General features: G+C 53.2%; 14 protein-coding genes and 1 pseudogene. 6 read left to right on the top strand and 9 right to left on the bottom strand.

All coding sequences use genetic code 11. The annotated features are described in order from the left end of the window. Nucleotides 1–16: 16 nt before the first annotated feature. Entirely contained in the window at nucleotides 17–862 is an 846-nt protein-coding gene (glpF, locus tag QNN88_RS19630; protein ID WP_042998923.1) for a glycerol uptake facilitator protein GlpF, read from the bottom strand. A gap of 388 nt (nucleotides 863–1,250) precedes the next feature. Between glpF and zapB the strand changes: the two genes are divergently transcribed. Beyond that, the gene (zapB, locus tag QNN88_RS19625) at nucleotides 1,251–1,496 is read left to right on the top strand and encodes a septal ring assembly protein ZapB (RefSeq protein ID WP_090050665.1); all 246 of its coding nucleotides are present in this window, start codon (nucleotides 1,251–1,253) and stop codon (nucleotides 1,494–1,496) included. Nucleotides 1,497–1,726: 230 nt separating this feature from the next. Here zapB and rraA read toward each other — a convergent pair whose 3' ends face one another. The 7 genes from rraA to priA form a co-directional block, all read right to left on the bottom strand. Further along, nucleotides 1,727–2,212: a ribonuclease E activity regulator RraA gene (gene rraA, locus QNN88_RS19620; protein ID WP_229237814.1), complete on the bottom strand. Its 486-nt coding sequence runs from the start codon at nucleotides 2,210–2,212 to the stop codon at nucleotides 1,727–1,729. 92 nt (nucleotides 2,213–2,304) lie between these two features. Further along, nucleotides 2,305–3,234, bottom strand: coding sequence for a 1,4-dihydroxy-2-naphthoate polyprenyltransferase (menA, locus tag QNN88_RS19615; RefSeq protein ID WP_414241684.1), 930 nt, complete (start codon nucleotides 3,232–3,234; stop codon nucleotides 2,305–2,307). 66 nt (nucleotides 3,235–3,300) lie between these two features. Further along, a complete protein-coding gene (hslU, locus tag QNN88_RS19610; protein ID WP_414241683.1) occupies nucleotides 3,301–4,632 on the bottom strand; it encodes an HslU--HslV peptidase ATPase subunit in 1,332 nt (443 codons plus the stop codon). Between the two features lie 9 nt (nucleotides 4,633–4,641). Continuing rightward, nucleotides 4,642–5,172 carry an ATP-dependent protease subunit HslV gene (hslV, locus tag QNN88_RS19605; protein ID WP_414241682.1) on the bottom strand — a complete coding sequence of 177 codons (531 nt, stop codon included), beginning with the start codon at nucleotides 5,170–5,172 and terminating at the stop codon, nucleotides 4,642–4,644. Nucleotides 5,173–5,263: 91 nt separating this feature from the next. Next, nucleotides 5,264–6,244, bottom strand: a complete 981-nt coding sequence (ftsN, locus tag QNN88_RS19600; RefSeq protein ID WP_414241681.1) for a cell division protein FtsN — start codon at nucleotides 6,242–6,244, stop codon at nucleotides 5,264–5,266. An 85-nt stretch (nucleotides 6,245–6,329) separates the two neighbouring features. After that, complete coding sequence (gene cytR / locus QNN88_RS19595) at nucleotides 6,330–7,355, bottom strand: DNA-binding transcriptional regulator CytR (RefSeq protein WP_414241680.1); 1,026 nt, start codon at nucleotides 7,353–7,355, stop codon at nucleotides 6,330–6,332. A gap of 157 nt (nucleotides 7,356–7,512) precedes the next feature. Next, nucleotides 7,513–9,711 carry a primosomal protein N' gene (gene priA, locus QNN88_RS19590; RefSeq protein ID WP_414241679.1) on the bottom strand — a complete coding sequence of 733 codons (2,199 nt, stop codon included), beginning with the start codon at nucleotides 9,709–9,711 and terminating at the stop codon, nucleotides 7,513–7,515. 203 nt (nucleotides 9,712–9,914) lie between these two features. Between priA and rpmE the strand changes: the two genes are divergently transcribed. The 3 genes from rpmE (at nucleotide 9,915) to QNN88_RS19575 (ending at nucleotide 12,671) form a co-directional block, all read left to right on the top strand. Continuing rightward, nucleotides 9,915–10,127 (top strand): 50S ribosomal protein L31, encoded by a 213-nt coding sequence (gene rpmE / locus QNN88_RS19585; RefSeq protein ID WP_042325590.1) that lies wholly within the window; start codon nucleotides 9,915–9,917, stop codon nucleotides 10,125–10,127. A gap of 349 nt (nucleotides 10,128–10,476) precedes the next feature. After that, nucleotides 10,477–11,157: an oligogalacturonate-specific porin KdgM family protein gene (locus QNN88_RS19580; RefSeq protein ID WP_414241678.1), complete on the top strand. Its 681-nt coding sequence runs from the start codon at nucleotides 10,477–10,479 to the stop codon at nucleotides 11,155–11,157. 89 nt (nucleotides 11,158–11,246) lie between these two features. Then, nucleotides 11,247–12,671 (top strand): MFS transporter, encoded by a 1,425-nt coding sequence (locus QNN88_RS19575; RefSeq protein WP_414241677.1) that lies wholly within the window; start codon nucleotides 11,247–11,249, stop codon nucleotides 12,669–12,671. A gap of 76 nt (nucleotides 12,672–12,747) precedes the next feature. On the opposite strand, the pseudogene QNN88_RS19570 reads toward QNN88_RS19575, so the two are convergent. Next, nucleotides 12,748–12,810, bottom strand: a pseudogene (locus QNN88_RS19570) (transcriptional repressor protein MetJ); the annotation flags it as partial. A gap of 236 nt (nucleotides 12,811–13,046) precedes the next feature. On the opposite strand from QNN88_RS19570, the gene QNN88_RS19565 reads away from it, so the two are divergent. Together QNN88_RS19565 and QNN88_RS19560 are read left to right on the top strand one after the other, a co-directional pair. After that, complete coding sequence (locus QNN88_RS19565; protein WP_414241676.1) at nucleotides 13,047–17,177, top strand: RHS element core protein; 4,131 nt, start codon at nucleotides 13,047–13,049, stop codon at nucleotides 17,175–17,177. An 8-nt stretch (nucleotides 17,178–17,185) separates the two neighbouring features. Then, nucleotides 17,186–17,479: a hypothetical protein gene (locus QNN88_RS19560; protein WP_414241675.1), complete on the top strand. Its 294-nt coding sequence runs from the start codon at nucleotides 17,186–17,188 to the stop codon at nucleotides 17,477–17,479. The last annotated feature ends 25 nt before the right edge of the window (nucleotides 17,480–17,504 follow it).

Genomic DNA, 17,504 nt, shown 5'->3' with positions numbered 1-17,504 from the left:
TTGTCCCGTAGTCACATTACAGCGACGCTTTTTGTTGTGAAGTGGTCGTGGTTTCCTTCTCTTCCACGGCACAGATATCGCACGGCAAATGGCGGCCGATCAGCTTGCGATAGGCGAAAGCGCCCAAAATAGCGCCAACGATGGGGCCAAACAGCGGCACCAGGAAGTAAGGAATATCTTTGCCACCGGTGAAGGCAACATTACCCCAGCCCGCGAGCCAGGCGAATGCTTTCGGACCGATGTCACGCGCCGGGTTCATCGCAAACCCGGTCAATGGGCCCATGGATGCGCCGATAACCGCAATCAGTAAACCAATCAACAAAGGAGCCAGCGGGCCACGCGGTACACCGTTACCGTCATCAGTCAGCGCCAGAATAAGCCCCATCAGGATAGCGGTAATCACCATTTCAACCGCGAAGGCCTGCACAAAATTGATATGTGGGTTGGGATACGTTGAGAAAGTGCCAGCCAGATCAACACTCTCAATGCTGCCACGCACAATGTGGTGCGTCTGTTCGAAGTCGGCGAAAAGATTGTAATAAAGCCCGTAAACTAACGCCGCTGCGCAAAACGCACCGGCAAATTGAGAAAGAATAAAAGGAACAACTTTGCGCTTGTCGAAACACGCAAACAGCCACAATGCAATCGTGACTGCCGGGTTGAGATGTGCGCCAGACACCCCTGCGGTCAGGTAGATAGCCATCGCCACCCCCAGACCCCAGATGACGCTGATTTCCCACTGACCAAAAGACGCACCCGCGACTTTAAGCGCAGCGACACACCCCACACCGAAGAAAATCAACAACCCGGTACCGAGGAATTCAGCAATGCACTGGCCTTTCAAGGTTGATGTTTGACTCATAATCGGATCCTGAAGAGTTTAATGTTTATTGTATGCGAGGAGGTCACTGACGTCCGCGATGCCCTGTAGGCACACTGTTAATTTATCGTTAACGAGCACAAACGAGAAATATCGAACTTAAAATGTGTGTGCTCCGTCAATAAAATGAGCGTTTTCGCGCCATAAGGCGCGTTTTGTTATACAAAAATAGTGTGAGCTGAATCATTTCATTAACCAGATTGTTAACACTTAAGGGTTAGAGGCGAAGAGTCTGTAAGACCAGGCTGAAAAGAGGTGTAAACCGCAATCAGCGCGGTATGCCGCTGGACAGGGAGGGCGGGGCTTCATACAATCGGCACTATATATTGTGCGCGTTCACGTGAAGCGTCGCCTTGCAATTCAGGAGAGTATGACCATGTCTTTAGAAGTGTTTGAGAAACTGGAAGCAAAAGTACAGCAGGCGATTGATACCATCACCTTGTTGCAGATGGAAATTGAAGAGCTGAAAGAGAAGAACAGCTCGCTGGCGCAGGAAGTGCAGTCTGCACAGCACAGCCGCGAAGAGCTCGAGCGCGAAAATCAGTCTCTGAAAGAACAGCAGAATGGCTGGCAGGATCGTCTGCAGGCATTGCTGGGCCGCATGGAAGAAGTCTAATCCTCGTCATTTTTCACGTTATGGCGGCGTTGGCTGCGCGTATTCACCCCAGTCACGTAGTTTACTACGCTCCTGGGGATTCATGCGCTTGCCGCCTTGCCCTAACGCGAAATCTTTAGGGGATTCCTGAGCAAGTAGCTTGTAGGCCGGATAAGGCGCTTGCGCCGCCATCCGGCATTGTCTCAGATGACACCGCGCATAAAAAAGGCACCTTGCGGTGCCTTTTTCGATCACTCGATATCGAGAGGATCTTCGGAAAGGATGATTCCCGTGTTGTCGGCGTACAGATGGTCGCCGGAGAAGAACGTCACGCCGCCGAAATTCACGCGGATATCGCTTTCCCCAATCCCTTCACCTGCGGCGCCTACCGGAATCGCGGCAATCGCCTGAATGCCGATGTCCAGTTCTTCCAGATCGTCTACCTGACGCACCGCGCCGTAAATGACCAGCCCTTCCCATTCATTCTGTACCGCCAGACGCGCCAGTTCGGCGTCGACCAGCGCACGACGGACAGAACCGCCGCCATCAACCAGCAGAATGCGACCACGGCCATTTTGTTCGAGCAGATCATAGAGCAACCCGTTGTCCTCGAAACATTTCACCGTGACGATTTGTCCGCCAAACGACGACCGTCCTCCAAAGTTAGAGAACAGTGGTTCCACGACGTTGACATCCTCTTGATAGATGTCACAAAGCTCGGAAGTATCGTATTTCATAGGCTTAACGTTCAGTTGCTGCGAGAATTTTTAGTATATCGCGCTATGTGTACTGTTGGCAAAATCATCAATTGTTAATTGATATTTGTCAGTTATCTTCCCCACTGACTTAAGAAAATCCCGACAACAAACAGCAGGTTAGTCAGTAACGCGGCTTTTACCGTACGTTCAAGCATCGGGCGCATCGCTGCCGGTTCCATCTGGCGCATCACGTAACGCGCCTGTTTTACCAGCACTGGCGCGGCCAGCAGGAACAGCCAGCCCCACGGGCTTTGCAACGAAAGCAGGTTAAACAGTGCCAGGCAGATCAGTGTCCCTATCAGCAGACAGGCATGGTAACGGCGGGCATTCACGGCGCCGAGGCGGACGACTAATGTGTTTTTCCCGTTTTCCCGGTCACTGTTAATATCGCGAAGGTTATTGATGTTAAGCACCGCAGTCGCCAGCAACCCACAGGCGGTTGCCGGGAGAATCAGCGCCGGGATTAGCGTATGCGCCTGTAGATACCAACTGCCCATCACGCTCAGCCAGCCAAAGAAGACCAGCACGGAAATATCGCCCAGACCGATGTAGCCATACGGACGATTGCCCACGGTATAGGTGATGGCGGCAATGATCGACAGCACACCCAGCACCAGGAAACCGACAAAATCCGCCGGCGTGCGACACGCGACGGCAACCAGCGACAGACCGGACACGCAAATAAGTACGACGGTGATGATCAGCGCGCGCTTCATCTCCTGCTGAGTAATGACGCCTTTTTGCATCCCCCGCAGCGGTCCGATGCGGTCCGGTTTGTCGCTGCCCTTAACGGCATCGCCATAATCGTTGGCAAGGTTCGACAGGATTTGCAGCAGCCCTGCTGTAATCAACGCCAGCAGGGCGACCAGCGGATCAAAGTATCCCTGCCACCATGCCAGGGCCGTACCGACGATGATCGCCGCAAAGGCGAGCGGTAGGGTCTTGGGTCGTAAACTTTCCAGCCAGGCCTGGGAGCGGCTAATTTGTTGTTGTTCAGTCATATTTAGCGCCAATAAAAATGGGGCCTTTCAGCCCCATCAACAATGATGAAAATGCAGTGAACGCGATTATAGGATAAAACGGCTCAGATCTTCATCTGCGACCAGCGCATCCAGATGTTTGCTCACATAATCTGCATCAATTGTTATGTTTTGACCGTTCAAATCGCTCGCATCATAGGAAATATCTTCCATCAGACGCTCGAGAACGGTGTGCAAACGACGAGCCCCGATGTTTTCGGTGGTCTCGTTAACCTGCCATGCCGCTTCAGCAATTTTCTTGATGCCGGATTCCGTAAACTCAATGTTGACGCCTTCGGTCGCCATCAGCGCTTTGTACTGCACGGTGACAGAGGCGTTAGGTTCCGTCAGGATGCGTTCGAAGTCGCTGGTGGTCAGCGCCTGCAACTCGACACGAATTGGCAAACGACCCTGCAGTTCAGGGATCAGGTCAGACGGTTTCGCCACCTGGAATGCGCCAGAGGCAATGAACAGAATGTGATCGGTTTTGACCATACCGTGCTTGGTTGAGACGGTGCAGCCTTCAACCAGCGGCAGCAGATCGCGCTGTACGCCTTCACGGGACACGTCCGGGCCAGAGGATTCGCCACGCTTACAGATTTTGTCGATTTCGTCGATAAACACGATCCCGTGCTGCTCAACGGCGTCGATGGCTTCCTGCTTCAGCTCTTCCGGATTCACCAGCTTGGCCGCTTCTTCTTCAATCAGCAGCTTCATCGCGTCTTTGATTTTCAGCTTACGCGCTTTCTGCTTCTGTCCGCCCAGGTTCTGGAACATGGACTGAAGCTGGCTGGTCATCTCTTCCATTCCCGGAGGCGCCATGATTTCAACGCCCATCGGTGCGGCGGCAAGATCGATCTCGATTTCTTTATCGTCAAGCTGGCCTTCACGCAGCTTTTTACGGAATGCCTGACGCGCAGCGGATGGCTCAGACTGCTGCTCCGCCTGGCCCCAGTTATTTTTAGCCGGTGGGATCAGCACATCAAGAATGCGCTCTTCCGCCATCTCTTCTGCACGATAACGATTTTTCTCGATCGCCTGGACGCGAACCATTTTGAGCGCGGCATCGGTCAGATCGCGGATGATGGAATCCACTTCTTTACCGACATAACCCACTTCGGTGAATTTTGTCGCTTCGACTTTGATGAACGGCGCGTTGGCAAGCTTTGCCAGACGACGGGCGATTTCGGTTTTACCGACGCCGGTGGGGCCTATCATCAGAATGTTTTTCGGTGTGACTTCATGGCGCAGCTCTTCGTCAAGCTGCATGCGGCGCCAGCGGTTACGCAGTGCAATCGCCACGGAACGCTTGGCGTTATCCTGGCCGATGATGTGCTTATTCAGTTCGCTGACAATTTCGCGTGGGGTCATTTCAGACATGGGAGATCCTTACGCTTTAGAGGGTAATTCTTCAATGGTATGGAAATGGTTGGTGTAAATGCAGATATCACCTGCAATATCCAACGCTTTTTCAGCTATTTCGCGAGCGCCGAGCTCGGTGTTTTCCAGCAGAGCGCGGGCCGCAGCCTGGGCGTAGGGACCGCCGGAGCCGATGGCAATCAGATCGTTTTCCGGCTGCACGACGTCACCGTTACCGGTGATGATGAGGGAGGCGTTTTCATCCGCGACGGCTAACAGCGCCTCGAGTTTGCGCAGCATACGATCGGTACGCCAGTCTTTCGCCAGCTCCACGGCGGCTTTGACCAGGTGTCCCTGATGCATTTCCAGCTTGCGCTCAAACAGTTCAAACAGCGTGAATGCATCCGCCGTACCGCCCGCAAAGCCCGCAATGACTTTGTCGTTGTACAGACGGCGCACTTTCTTCACGTTGCCTTTCATGACGGTGTTGCCCAGTGTGGCCTGACCATCACCGGCGATAACCACCTGGCCGTTACGGCGTACGCTTACTATTGTTGTCACGAGCAGACCCCTTGGTTACAAATGCAGAATACAAGCCCCGCACGGTGTGCGGGGCGTAATGCAAGTAAAGATGGGGGGGATTTTGGGGGTTTCAACCCCCGGAGGCGAGTCGAATACAGTTTGTGTGACCTGCCATCTTCAGACGGCTAATGGTGCTGTCGGCATTCTCTTTCCCTTTCACCGGCCCGATGACCACGCGATTCCAGCCATTATTGGTGGTGATTTTGGAGTCAAAGCCTTCGAAAGCAAGTTGTGCGCGCACGGTTTCAGCCTGCTCTGCGCCTTTAAACGATCCGCACTGAACCATCCAGCGACGTTCATCTTTCTTCTCCGCGGTTGGCTTCGGCGCTTCTGGCACGCGCTCAACCGGAGCGGCCTGCTGCGTTTTGGGCTGAGACGCCGTGGTGTGCGCCGGAGTCTGCAGCAGATCCTGATACGGCTGAGACGTTGTCGCAGGTTTCTGCGGTGTTTGTTTCGGCGTCTGCTGCACCGGCGCAGTTTGCGCGGTACGCGTTTGCGTCTGCGGCGGCGTGCGTGGCTGTTGTACCGGCTGCGTGTTGCTCCACTGCTGTTGTTGCTGCTGCTCAGCCTGACGTTGCTGAGCCTGACGCTGCAACGTTTGCTGACGCTGCGCAGGCGTCTGCTCGTTCCACGGCACTTCGTTGAGTTGCGTAGGTTGCTGGCGCATATCGGCCTGCATTTGCGCAAGCAACTGACGCTGTTCGTTGGTCAGTTGGTCTGGCTTCATCACTTCACCACCCGCAGACGGCTCTGTCGGCGCACGTACGCCAGGCTGGCGGCTTTCCAGCTCTTTAATATAGCGCCAGCGCTCTTCCGGCTTTGGCGGCAGCCCGTTGCCGGTCACCTTCTGACCCTGCAACGTTTCAGATTCTTCTTTCTTATGATGCGTAATGAAGTACAGACCGCCGATAAAGGCCACAAGGACGGCGGCGGCAATGGCGACCATTGCGGGCGATACCGCAGACGTGTTGCGTTGCTTTTTCCGTGAGGTGCTCTTTTTGCGCCGCGAAGGTGCCGGTTGGCCGCGACGTACATAATCTCGTTGTGCCACTATCGTTTCGCTGTATTGATTCGTTCGTCAGCCCGCCATGTTACTTAAGCGGCGGGCCTTTGACCAGACACGGTGTCTGAAAGGTTTACGTTAAGGCGCGCGTCGTACCCCGAAGGATTAACTCACAATCCATTAAACGCGAGCCGCTGTTGACATTCTGCCCCTGAATCTGGTCAAGCAGTAACAGCATCGCTTCACGACCAATTTCAAAGCGCGGTTGTGCAACGGTAGTCAGCGGCGGATCACAGAATTCTGCCAGCGCGATGTTATCGAATCCAATGATCGACAAATCTTGCGGGACTTTTATGCCCTGGCGTTTCGCCCATGACAGCGCGCCGAGCGCCATAACATCACTGTGACAGAATACGGCTGTCGGCGGTTGCGGCAGTTCAAACAACTGTCTGAGCGCATTGCCACCCGCCTCGTAAGTAAAATCTCCACGAGCGATATAGTGCGGGTCTACCGCCACACCACAACGACGCAGCGCCTGCACATATCCCTGCAGGCGGTAATGACACAGCGGCATCTCTTCTGGCCCGGCGATACAACCGATGCGCTGATGCCCCAGCTCATGCAGATAGTTCACGGCATTGAAGGCGGCGGTCAGGTTATCGATATGGACGGTGGGCAGTTCCAGTTCCGGCGCAAATTCGTTCGCCATCACCATTGGTGGCAGATTGCGCTGTTCTTCAATACTGGCGTCAAACGGCAGACGAGAGCCCAGCAGCAACATGCCATCAATTTGCTTGGTGATGATCAGATTAACAAACGTCTTTTCCTGCTGATTCTGGTGCGCGCAATCGCCGATCAGTACCAGATAGCCATGACTGGCGGCAGTGACCTCGATCCCACGGATCAGTTCGCTAAAGAAGGGATCGCAAATATCCGGGACAATCACCAGGATGGTTCGCGATTCATTACGTTTAACGTTGCGCCCCGCCGCCTGCGGTAAATACCCCACCTCTACAGCTGCCTGTTCAACCCGGTTTCGGGTGGACTGAGAGACTTTATCCGGGTTCATTAGCGCGCGGGACACGGTTGCCGTTGAGACTTTCGCCTTCATGGCAACATCTTTCATTGTAGCGGCAGCAACCTGCTTATTCGGTTTCACTCTTTCTCCTCGCCTGGGAAATCCGGCGCAGCACAATCCCTGTTTAAATTCACATCGAAAACATTTTTATCAGATAGCGAATGGAAACGGTTACAGAATTTTCATAAAAAGTGTGATGGGTGTTGAATTTTACGATCCGCCTCGCATCGTGAGGGGGTTATCCCTCAATGGGATCGACATCCAGCACCCATTTCACCTTGCGCGAATCCGGCAAAGTGTTGATGAGCGCCAGCGTTCCACTGACGATGTGTTGCAAACGAATGCGTGACGGGTGTTGCAATAAAATCTGCCAGCGATAGCGGCCTCCGCGCTTCGGCGCCAGCGCCGGCACCGGGCCTAAAACCCAGAGCTTATCGTCAGCTAACGGACTGGCCTGAATCAGATTACGCAACTGCTGCAAAAACAGCGGTGCCTGCTGATTATTATGATCTTCTGCCCGCACAATAACGTGACTGGTCCACGGTGGCAGTTGCAGCGTTTGCCGTTCCGCCAGCGCGTGTTCAGCAAAGGCGTCATAGCCTTTATGCAACAGCGTTTGCAGCAGCGGATGTTCCGGATGATGGGTCTGCAAAACCACTTCCCCCTGTTTACCCGCGCGACCTGCGCGCCCGGATACCTGGGTATAAAGCTGGGCAAAGCGCTCCGCCGAGCGGAAGTCTGCGGAGAACAGCGCACCGTCCACATCCAGCAGCGCAACCAGCGTCACGTCAGGAAAGTGATGACCTTTTGCCAGCATCTGGGTGCCGATCAGGATCCTTGCGCCGCCGCGATGCACTTCCGCCAGATGCTGCTCAAGCGAGCCTTTACGGCTGGTGGTGTCGCGGTCAATACGGGAAATCGGTACGCCGGGAAAAATGGGGGCTAAGGCTTGTTCAAGCTGCTCGGTGCCTAACCCGACCGGCACCATATGCGTGGAGCCGCAGGAGGGGCACTGACGCGGCACCGGACGTTGGCTGTCGCAGTGATGGCAGCGTAAGTGGTGCTGCGCCTGATGTAAGGTGTAATAGTGATCGCAACGCGGACACTCCGCAATCCAGCCGCAGTCGTGGCAAAGTAGCGCAGGTGCAAAACCCCGGCGGTTGAGGAATAAAATCACCTGGTTATCGGCCTGTAAATGCTGGCGCATACGGGTGATTAACGCCGGTGCCAGGCCTGCCTGCACCTGTTGACCTTTTAAATCGAGTACATGCTGAGTAGCGGGGCGTGCATTTCCGGCACGACGCGTCAGGCGCAGCATGCGGTATTTTTTCTGCCTGACATTGCAAAGCGTCTCAAGCGCGGGTGTTGCCGAGCCAAGGATAATCGGGATCTGTTCGCTATGCGCACGCCAGATCGCCAGATCGCGAGCGTGGTAGCGCCAGCCTTCTTGCTGTTTATAAGAGCTGTCGTGCTCTTCATCGATAACGATGACGCCAAGATTTTTAAACGGTGTAAATAATGACGAACGCGTACCAATCACGATGGCCGCTTCGCCGTTTTTAGCCTTCAGCCAGGCTGAAAGGCGTTCGCTGTCGTTAAGACCTGAATGTAATACTTCCACCGGCGCGTTGAAACGTTCGCGAAAACGGGCGATGGTTTGCGGTGTCAGGCCAATTTCCGGCACCATCACTAACGCCTGCTTGCCCTGCGCCAGAACGTTTTCCAGTACGCTCAGGTAAACCTCGGTTTTCCCTGAGCCCGTCACCCCGGCCAGTAGCCAGGCACAGAAACTGTCGGATGCGCTGTGAATGGCGCCCACGGCGGTGGCCTGTTCGGTGTTCAGACGCAGTCGTTCCCCGCAGACCTCGTAGTGCGTGCGCCAGTCGCTGAAACCAGGGGTTTCACTCGCCAGTTCGCAGAGGCCTTTTTTACGCAGCGCCTGCAGCGCGGCATCGTTGAATTCGAGATCGGCCACCTGATCGCGCCAGATTTTCCCCTGACGCAACGCAGCCAGCGCCTGCTGCTGTTTGGGAGAACGTTTCAGACTATTGAGATCAACCGCCTGGCCCTCTTCGGTGGCAAACCAGTACCACATTGGTGCGTTGGTGGCGGGTTTCCCCTGACGCAGCAGGATGGGTAGGGCGTGGAACAGTACATCTCCAATGGGATGATGGTAATAATCCGCCGCCCAAAGTAGCAAGCGCCAGACGGAGGACGAATAAATTGATTCGCTGTCCAGCACTTCAACCACTGCTTTCAATTCATGCAGCGGCAACTCGCTTTTATCGCTGACTGAGACCACGATCCCAACGCGCTCCTGCTGTTTGCCAAATGGCACGCGCACGCGACACCCCGCGTTGACGTTCATGCCTTCCGGCAGAAGATAGTCAAAGGTGCGAGGAAGCGGAACGGGTAAGGCAACGTGCGCTACGGGCATAAATCGTCCTGACTTGAAATCTGGCGGGTTAGTATACACATTAGTCGTGGGTGACGAGCGAATCAGTTTGCATGAGCGGGCTAATTTCTGTATGATTCGCCGCCTTTGATGCAAATTGATTGCGTCAAACTATACTATCAACATCGCGTGGTGTCTGGCGTTAGGGCTGGAAGAGCGACGCGGCCTTAAACTGAGGTTTCCCCATGAAAAAAGATATTCACCCGAAATACGAAGAAATTACTGCTACCTGTTCTTGCGGTAACGTCATGAAAATCCGCTCTACCGTTGGTCACGATCTGAACCTGGACGTGTGCGGTAAATGCCACCCGTTCTACACTGGCAAACAGCGTGACGTTGCAACCGGTGGCCGTGTTGACCGCTTCAACAAGCGTTTCAACATCCCGGGCAGCAAATAAGTTTCAGCTGTCAAAAAAAAGCGCCGACTGGCGCTTTTTTTGTATCTGAATTTTATCATTTTATTTCTCTCATTTATATCCTGAATAAATAAATTAAAGTCAAAATGAAATAATGTTTTTATTTTCTAGATAAATTGTTTCTGTTGTTGATGTGTGTCTCTCGTTTCTTTATTTTATTGCCATGAGTTTTCGATGTTGGCAAAATTAAAAAGGTTTTGGTCCTCTCGCTTAAATAAACTCCGGATTGTGATTTAACATTATTCCTAGACTTTGTTGTCATCACGTAAATTTCTTTTTGGTGATGCGAATAAAATCACACTTATTGATCTTTTATTTAAGAGGGATTGCTATGAAGCGTGGATACGCATTATTACTTGTTTCATTATTCTCCTGGTCCGCTCATGCGGGCTATGTAGATTATCGTCATGAATATTATGACGACGGACGTAACTATGATCGTGTTTATATGTCTCACCGTTTTGCTACGGGTTTTGGTGTGGCCGTAGAAGCCATTTCACGTTCCGATGATTCGCAATCTAACGATGCGTGGAACAATATGGAAAGTAATGGTAATGAGTACACCGCAAGCTACCAGTTCAACTGGCAGGGTTTCATCTGGCAGCCCGGTATCGCAGTTGAAACCGGCGATAACATCACGATTTATAAGCCTTATCTTCGAGTGCAGTATAATATCAATGACAATTGGTGGACGGCGTTCCGCTACCGTCAGGAGTACATGCGCAGAAACAGCGAGGGTAAAGATGACCGTATGGTTTATCGCCCAGAAGCATGGCTCGGTTATAACATCAATAACTGGATGTTTGAACTAAACGGCATTTATAAAATCGCCGATAGTGAAGATTTGTATAATAACAAAAAAGAAGATTATGAATATAACTTCCGCATCGCTTATAAAATAGGTTCCTGGGTTCCTTTTGTTGAGGCGGGTAATGTCTCCTCAGGCTATAACACGACAACCACGGACGATCGCCAGACGCGTTACCGTGTTGGTATTGGTTATAACTTCTGATCGTTAATGCTTTTTGTATCGGTTTATTATGCGGATCATGAAAATGTAGGCATAATTTTCGTGAATAATATGTCTTAGGAGTTGACATCATGTTCAATGATGGAACTATGACCGGTAGCAATAAAAATATTGCCGTCAGGCCTTTCGGATTCAGAGATAAAATTGGTTATTTGTGTGGTGACCTGGGGACCTGTTTTATTCTTGGTTTGGTAAATAGTTTTTTAATGATTTACTACACTAACGTACTCGGTGTTTCCGGCGTGATTGTCGGCTCACTCTATTTTGTGACCAAACTCTTTGATGCGTTTGTTGATGTTGGCGTAGGTCGCTTGTGTGATACCTCTAAGCTGACGGTACATGGGCGGTTTAACCCCTGGGTACGCCGTATGAAGTATCCATTCTGTATCATTACGGTTGTCCTGTTTCTTCCGTTTGTGCATGATTTTTCTTATACAGCGAAAATTATCTACATCTGCGGCTCCTATTTTATTTACGGTTCACTGTTATCTACCGTGAGTATTCCTTATGGCGCTATGTCCGCGGCGATTAGCTCGAATCCAGAAGATCGTGTGTCGCTCTCGACCTGGCGCAGCGTTGGATCAGCCATCGGTGGCGGAACAACCGGCTTTTTTATTCCAGTCCTGATGTACACCACTCTGGTGGATGGAAGCCAGGTGATTTCCGGGCAGCACTTCTTCTGGATCGCTATAGGTTGTGCTGTGTTGGGCTTTGTTTTTTTAACATTGACCTGCCAGTTAACGACGGAACGTGTACGGGTGGAGAGAAAAGAGCGCATGCCTGTTTCGGAATTGCTGAAAGGGCTGTTACGCAATAAAGCGTTGATTGTTTTAGTGGTTGTGGATCTGCTAATTGTGATTAACCAGGGGCTTTCCGGTACCAATATGACTTACCTGTTTAATGACTATTTCCATAACAAAGAGGCCATGTCCGTTGCATTGCTCTTCACCTTTGGCTCTCTGGTTTTGCTGGCGCCATCGGCATCCTGGCTCACGAAGCGGTTTGGTAAGAAAGAGGCCAGCGTAGGCGCGCTACTCTTTGCGGTCGCGATGTATCTGATTATGTACTTCGTTCACATTACTGATGCGAAAATCTATTTGGTATTCCTGTTCCTGGCGACGCTGGGGGCAGGGTTATTCAATCTCATGATTTGGGCATTTATGACGGATGTTTGTGATTATCACCAGTATGTCACTGGCGATCGTGAGGATGGGACTGTTTATGGTGTGAACTTCTTTGCCCGCAAGATTGGTCAGGCGTGCGCAGGGGCGATTGGCGGTTTTATGTTGGCCATCATTGGCTATCAATCCTCATCAACGGGCGGCGCTATGCAAACCCGCATCGTGCAGGAAAATATCTATACGATGGCGAATCTCTTACCGGCTACATGCCTGTTTTTGGCCGCGGTTATTCTGATTTATTTCTATCCTTTGAATCGTAAAGAAACGCTCAAAATGGAAGAAACACTGAATAAATTCAATGGTATTAGTAAGTAACGTTGTGAGTCCATGAAGGGGTCAAAAAGAGGCGGGATGATTCCCGCCTCTTAAACATCAGCGATTGATTTAACAATCAATATTCCCACGTCTCCGGGTCGATCCCCAATTCACGCATAATTTCTTTTGCCGCTTCCGGGCCGTAAGTAACGAAGTCTGATGCAAATGTCAGATTGTATGCGCCTGTTAGGGCGCGGCTGGTAACAGAGCCTTATAGGCGCATCCGAAAAACCTCCGGCTATGTCGGAGGATATTTATTGTATCCCCCTGATCTTTATATATTCTCAAAATTCCCCCCAGCGCCTTTTTTGCACTTTTCTCACGAACTGTTCCCGGTAGGCTCCTTGCTCAATACCTGATTAAAAGGATTTGAGCATGAGCGGAAAACCAGCGGCGCGTCTGGGCGACATGACGCAGACGGGCGGTAGCATTGTCCAGGGCTCGGCGGGCGTGATGATTGGCGCGCCCACCGGTGTGGCCTGCTCGGTCTGCCCCGGTGGTGTCACCTATGGCCCGCCGGTCAATCCTCTTCTCGGTGCCAAAGTTCTCCCCGGTGAAACCGATGTCGCCCTGCCCGGTCCGTTACCGTTTGCACTCTCCAGAACCTACAGCAGCTACCGGACAAAAACGCCTGCCCCGGTGAGCATCTTCGGCCCCGGCTGGAAAGCTCCTTTCGATATCCGCTTACAACTTCGCGATGAGGAACTTATCCTCAACGACAACGGCGGACGCAGCATTCACTTTGAACACCTGCTGCCGGGTGAAACCGCCTTCAGCCGCAGCGAACGCTTCTGGCTCGCTCGTGGTGGCGTGCTGAAACTGCATGAAAGCAATGCACTGCATGTCTTGTGGCAGGCCCTGCCGGAAGACCTGCGCTTAAGCCCGCATCTTTATCTGGCGACCAGCAGCGCACAGGGGCCGTGGTGGATACTCGGCTGGTCTGCGCACGTTCCCGCGCCGGATGAAATCTTACCCGCCCCGCTGCCACCGTACCTGACGCTGACGGCACTGGTGGACAATTTCGGACGCACGCAAACCTTTCACCGGGACGCTGACGGGGAATTTGCCGGGAATATCACCGCCGTGACCGACGGCGCAGGCCGCCGCTTCCGGCTGGTGCTGACCACACAGGCGCAGCGGGCAGAGGCGGCGCGTAAACAGACGGTCTCTTCCGGCGTCAGGGCGCCGGAATACCCGCAGACGATGCCGGTCTCCGGCTATGGCGCAGACCGCGGCATTCGCCTTGAGGCCGTATGGCTGACCCACGACCCGGAATACCCGGAAAATCTTCCCACTGCACCGCTGGTGCGCTATGCGTACACCCCGCGCGGCGAGCTGGCGGCGGTGTATGACCGCAGCGATACGCCGGTGCGGGGTTTCATTTATGACGATAAACACCCGGGGCGCATGACGGCGCACCAGTACACCGGACGGCCGCAGACCACCTACCGCTATGATGCGGCTGGCCGTGTGGTGGAGCAGCACAATCCGGCCGGGCTGAGTTACTCGTATGAGTATGAGAAAAATGCCGTCGCCATCACCGACAGCCTGAACCGCCGGGAGGTGTTGCACACCGAAGGTGAAGGCGGACTGAAACGGGTGGTGAAAAAGTGTCACGCCGACGGAAGTGAAACCCTCAGCGGGTACAACATCCTGGGCTGGCTCACCGCGCAGACCGATGCGGCAGGCCGGAAAACCGAATACCGGTACAGTATCGCTTCCGGTAACGTCACAGAAATTGTCACGCCTGATGGCAGGTCAGTCCGCTTCAGTTACAACGACCAGCGCCAGCTGACCACCGTCATCCACCCGGATGGCTTACGGGATAAGCACGAATATGATGAGCATGGCCGGCGGACAGCGCAGACTTCCCGCCAGGGGAACACCACCCGCTATATGTATGCCGGTCCGCACAGCGATTACCCCTCCGCCAGCGAAGACGCCACCGGCAGCCGCAAACAGATGACGTGGAGCCGCTACGGGCAGTTGCTGGCCTTCACCGACTGCTCGGGCTACCAGACCCGCTATGAATACGACATCTTCGGGCAGGTCACTGCCCTCCATCAGGAAGAAGGCCTCAGCCAGTACCGCGCTTACGATGACCGGGGCAGACTTGTCTGCCAGCAAAATGCAACGGGCCATGAGACCCGATATGTGTACAGCATCGCAGGTGACCTGACGGCGGTCATTCATCCGGACGGCAGCAGGCAGACCACAGAATACGACGACGCAGGACACCCGGTGAGCACCACCGAAGGCGGCCTGATGCGGCAGATGGCATACGACGCTGCAGGTCGCCTTACCCAACTGACCAACGAGAACGGCAGCCACACCATCTTCGCTTATGACCTGCTGGACAGGCTGCTACAGGAAACGGGCTTTGACGGCAGGACGCAGCGTTATCAGTACGGTATTACCGGACAGCTTATCCGCAGCGAGGATGAAAGCCTCGTCACCCTCTGGCATTACAATGCATCCGACCGCCTGACGCACCGCACCGTCAATGATGAGCCGGCGGAACAGTGGACCTACAACGAGCGCGGCTGGCTGACGGAAATCAGCCATCTCAGCGACGGTCACAGCGTCGCCGTACAGTATGAGTACGATAAACAGGGCCGCCTTATCAGCGAACGCCAGACGGTGCACCATCCTGAAACGAATGAACTGCTCTGGCAACACGAAACCCGGCACGATTACAGTGACAAGGGACTGCCGGACCGCGTGACGCCGGACGCCCTTCCCCCGGTGGCGTGGCTGACGTACGGCAGCGGTTATCTGGCCGGGATGAAACTCGGCGACACACCGCTGGTTGAGTTCACCCGCGACCGCCTGCACCGCGAAACGCAGCGCCGCTTCGGCGAGTACGAACTGACCACGGCATACACGCCGGGCGGTCAGCTACAGCACCATCACCTCAGCATTCTCCAGCTTAACCGCGACTACACCTGGAACAGCGGCGGACAGCTGGTCCGTATCAGCGGGCAGCATGAGCAGCGGGATTATCAGTACGGCGACGCCGGGCGGTTGCTCGGCACACACATTCAGTCGCTCCACCACGACCTGGCGCAGTGGACGTTCACCGACCCGGCGGGCAACCGGACAGCGGAACAGGATAAATACCCGATGCTGCCGGAACGCTTCCCGGATAACCGCATCAGCCAGGATGTGGAGAACTTTTACCATTATGACGAACACGGCAGGCTGACGGAGAAAGACGAGCGCCGGATACACCCGCACGGCAGCCTGTCGCATCATTATGAGTATGATAACCAGCACCGGCTGGCGCACTACCGCCAGATGCAGAACGGCAACGTGCTGACGGAAAGCCGTTATCTTTACGACCCGCTGGGCCGCCGCGTCAGCAAACGGGTGTGGAAAAGCCAGCGGACATACGGAGAAATCACCGGTCACGAATATATTCAGCTGTCCCCCATACCGGAGGTGACATGGTACGGACAGGACGGCGACAGGCTGACCACCACGCAGACGGACAAAACACGTATTCAGACGGTGTACCTGCCGGGGAGCTTCACCCCGCTCATCCGTATTGAAACGGCTACCGCAGAGCTGGCAAAAGCAGTACGTCGCACGCTGGCGGAGAAATTTCAGCAGGAAGCAAACGTGACCTTCCCGCCGGAACTGGTGGCGATGGTGGATAATCTGGAAGCAGAACTACAGCGCGGGGAACTCAGCGAAGCCACCCGGGCGTGGCTGGCACAGTGCGGCCTGACGCCGGCGCAGATACAAAACCAGACAGAGCCGGAATATACGCCGGAACGTAAAATCCACCTGTACCACTGCGACCACCGGGGACTGCCGCTGGCGCTGATTGATGTAAAGGGAGGGATTACATGGCGCGCTGAGTTTGATGAATGGGGGAATATGCTGCGGGAAGATAACCCGCATAACCTGGAACAGCTTATTCGTCTGCCGGGGCAGCAGTATGATAAAGAGACAGGACTGTACTATAACCGGCACCGGTACTACGACCCGTTACAGGGAAGGTATGTCACGCAGGATCCTATTGGGCTGATGGGGGGATGGAATCTTTATCAGTATCCGTTGGATCCAATGTTAAACACAGACCCACTTGGATTAATAAATATAGGTCAGGGTATAGACGGAGCTAGCGGAGACACATCTGTACATGCGAACCCAGGCCCCGGTGCCACCGATTTTCGTCCAGATCACGCGCCTGATCATGTTCACTTAGGTAAAAATGATGGGCCACGCGTAAGTACTGATAATTGGAAGCCCTTGTCACAAAGTGATGCAGCAAAAATGTCTAAGGAGCAAAATTCATTTTGTAAAAAATTAACAGATGAATCTAAAAAAATCTTATCAAAACGACAAAGTCAGGTATTCAAATTTGGTAAATTTTTTGGAGTGTTGGGTGACTATTTTTCTGTTCGAGATGTAGCCGGTGAAATGTGTCAGGGCGGTGATTTAGTTTCATGCCATATTTATAAAAATATGGGAGGGGATACTTCCCCTCCTGCGATATAAGGATAAAAATGAATAAACATGAATTCCTTAGGAAAATGAATTTTCCTGTCGAGTGGGAAATATACGGAATGTATCCAGATGAATTATATTCCTTGCAACTTAAAAATTATCATGAAGGAGATGAAGATGGTTCTGAACACGATCGCAATGGTGCCTTTCACTGGTGGTTAAAACGTGAACCAAATAAAAATGAATTAGCTTTGTTGTTTAAATTAACTTATTTGGATTCCGATCAGATTATGGCCAATGATGTCCGAAGTTATATTCGTAAAGCAAAGAATTATGAATGTAATCTGGAGTGATTTTTGAACATCTACGCAGGAATAG

This window comes from Citrobacter sp. ANG330 (assembly GCF_047467925.1).
GTDB lineage: Bacteria > Pseudomonadota > Gammaproteobacteria > Enterobacterales > Enterobacteriaceae > Citrobacter_A > Citrobacter_A amalonaticus_G.
Note: the sequence above shows the minus strand (reverse complement) of the source record. Positions and strands in the feature narration are given on the sequence as shown.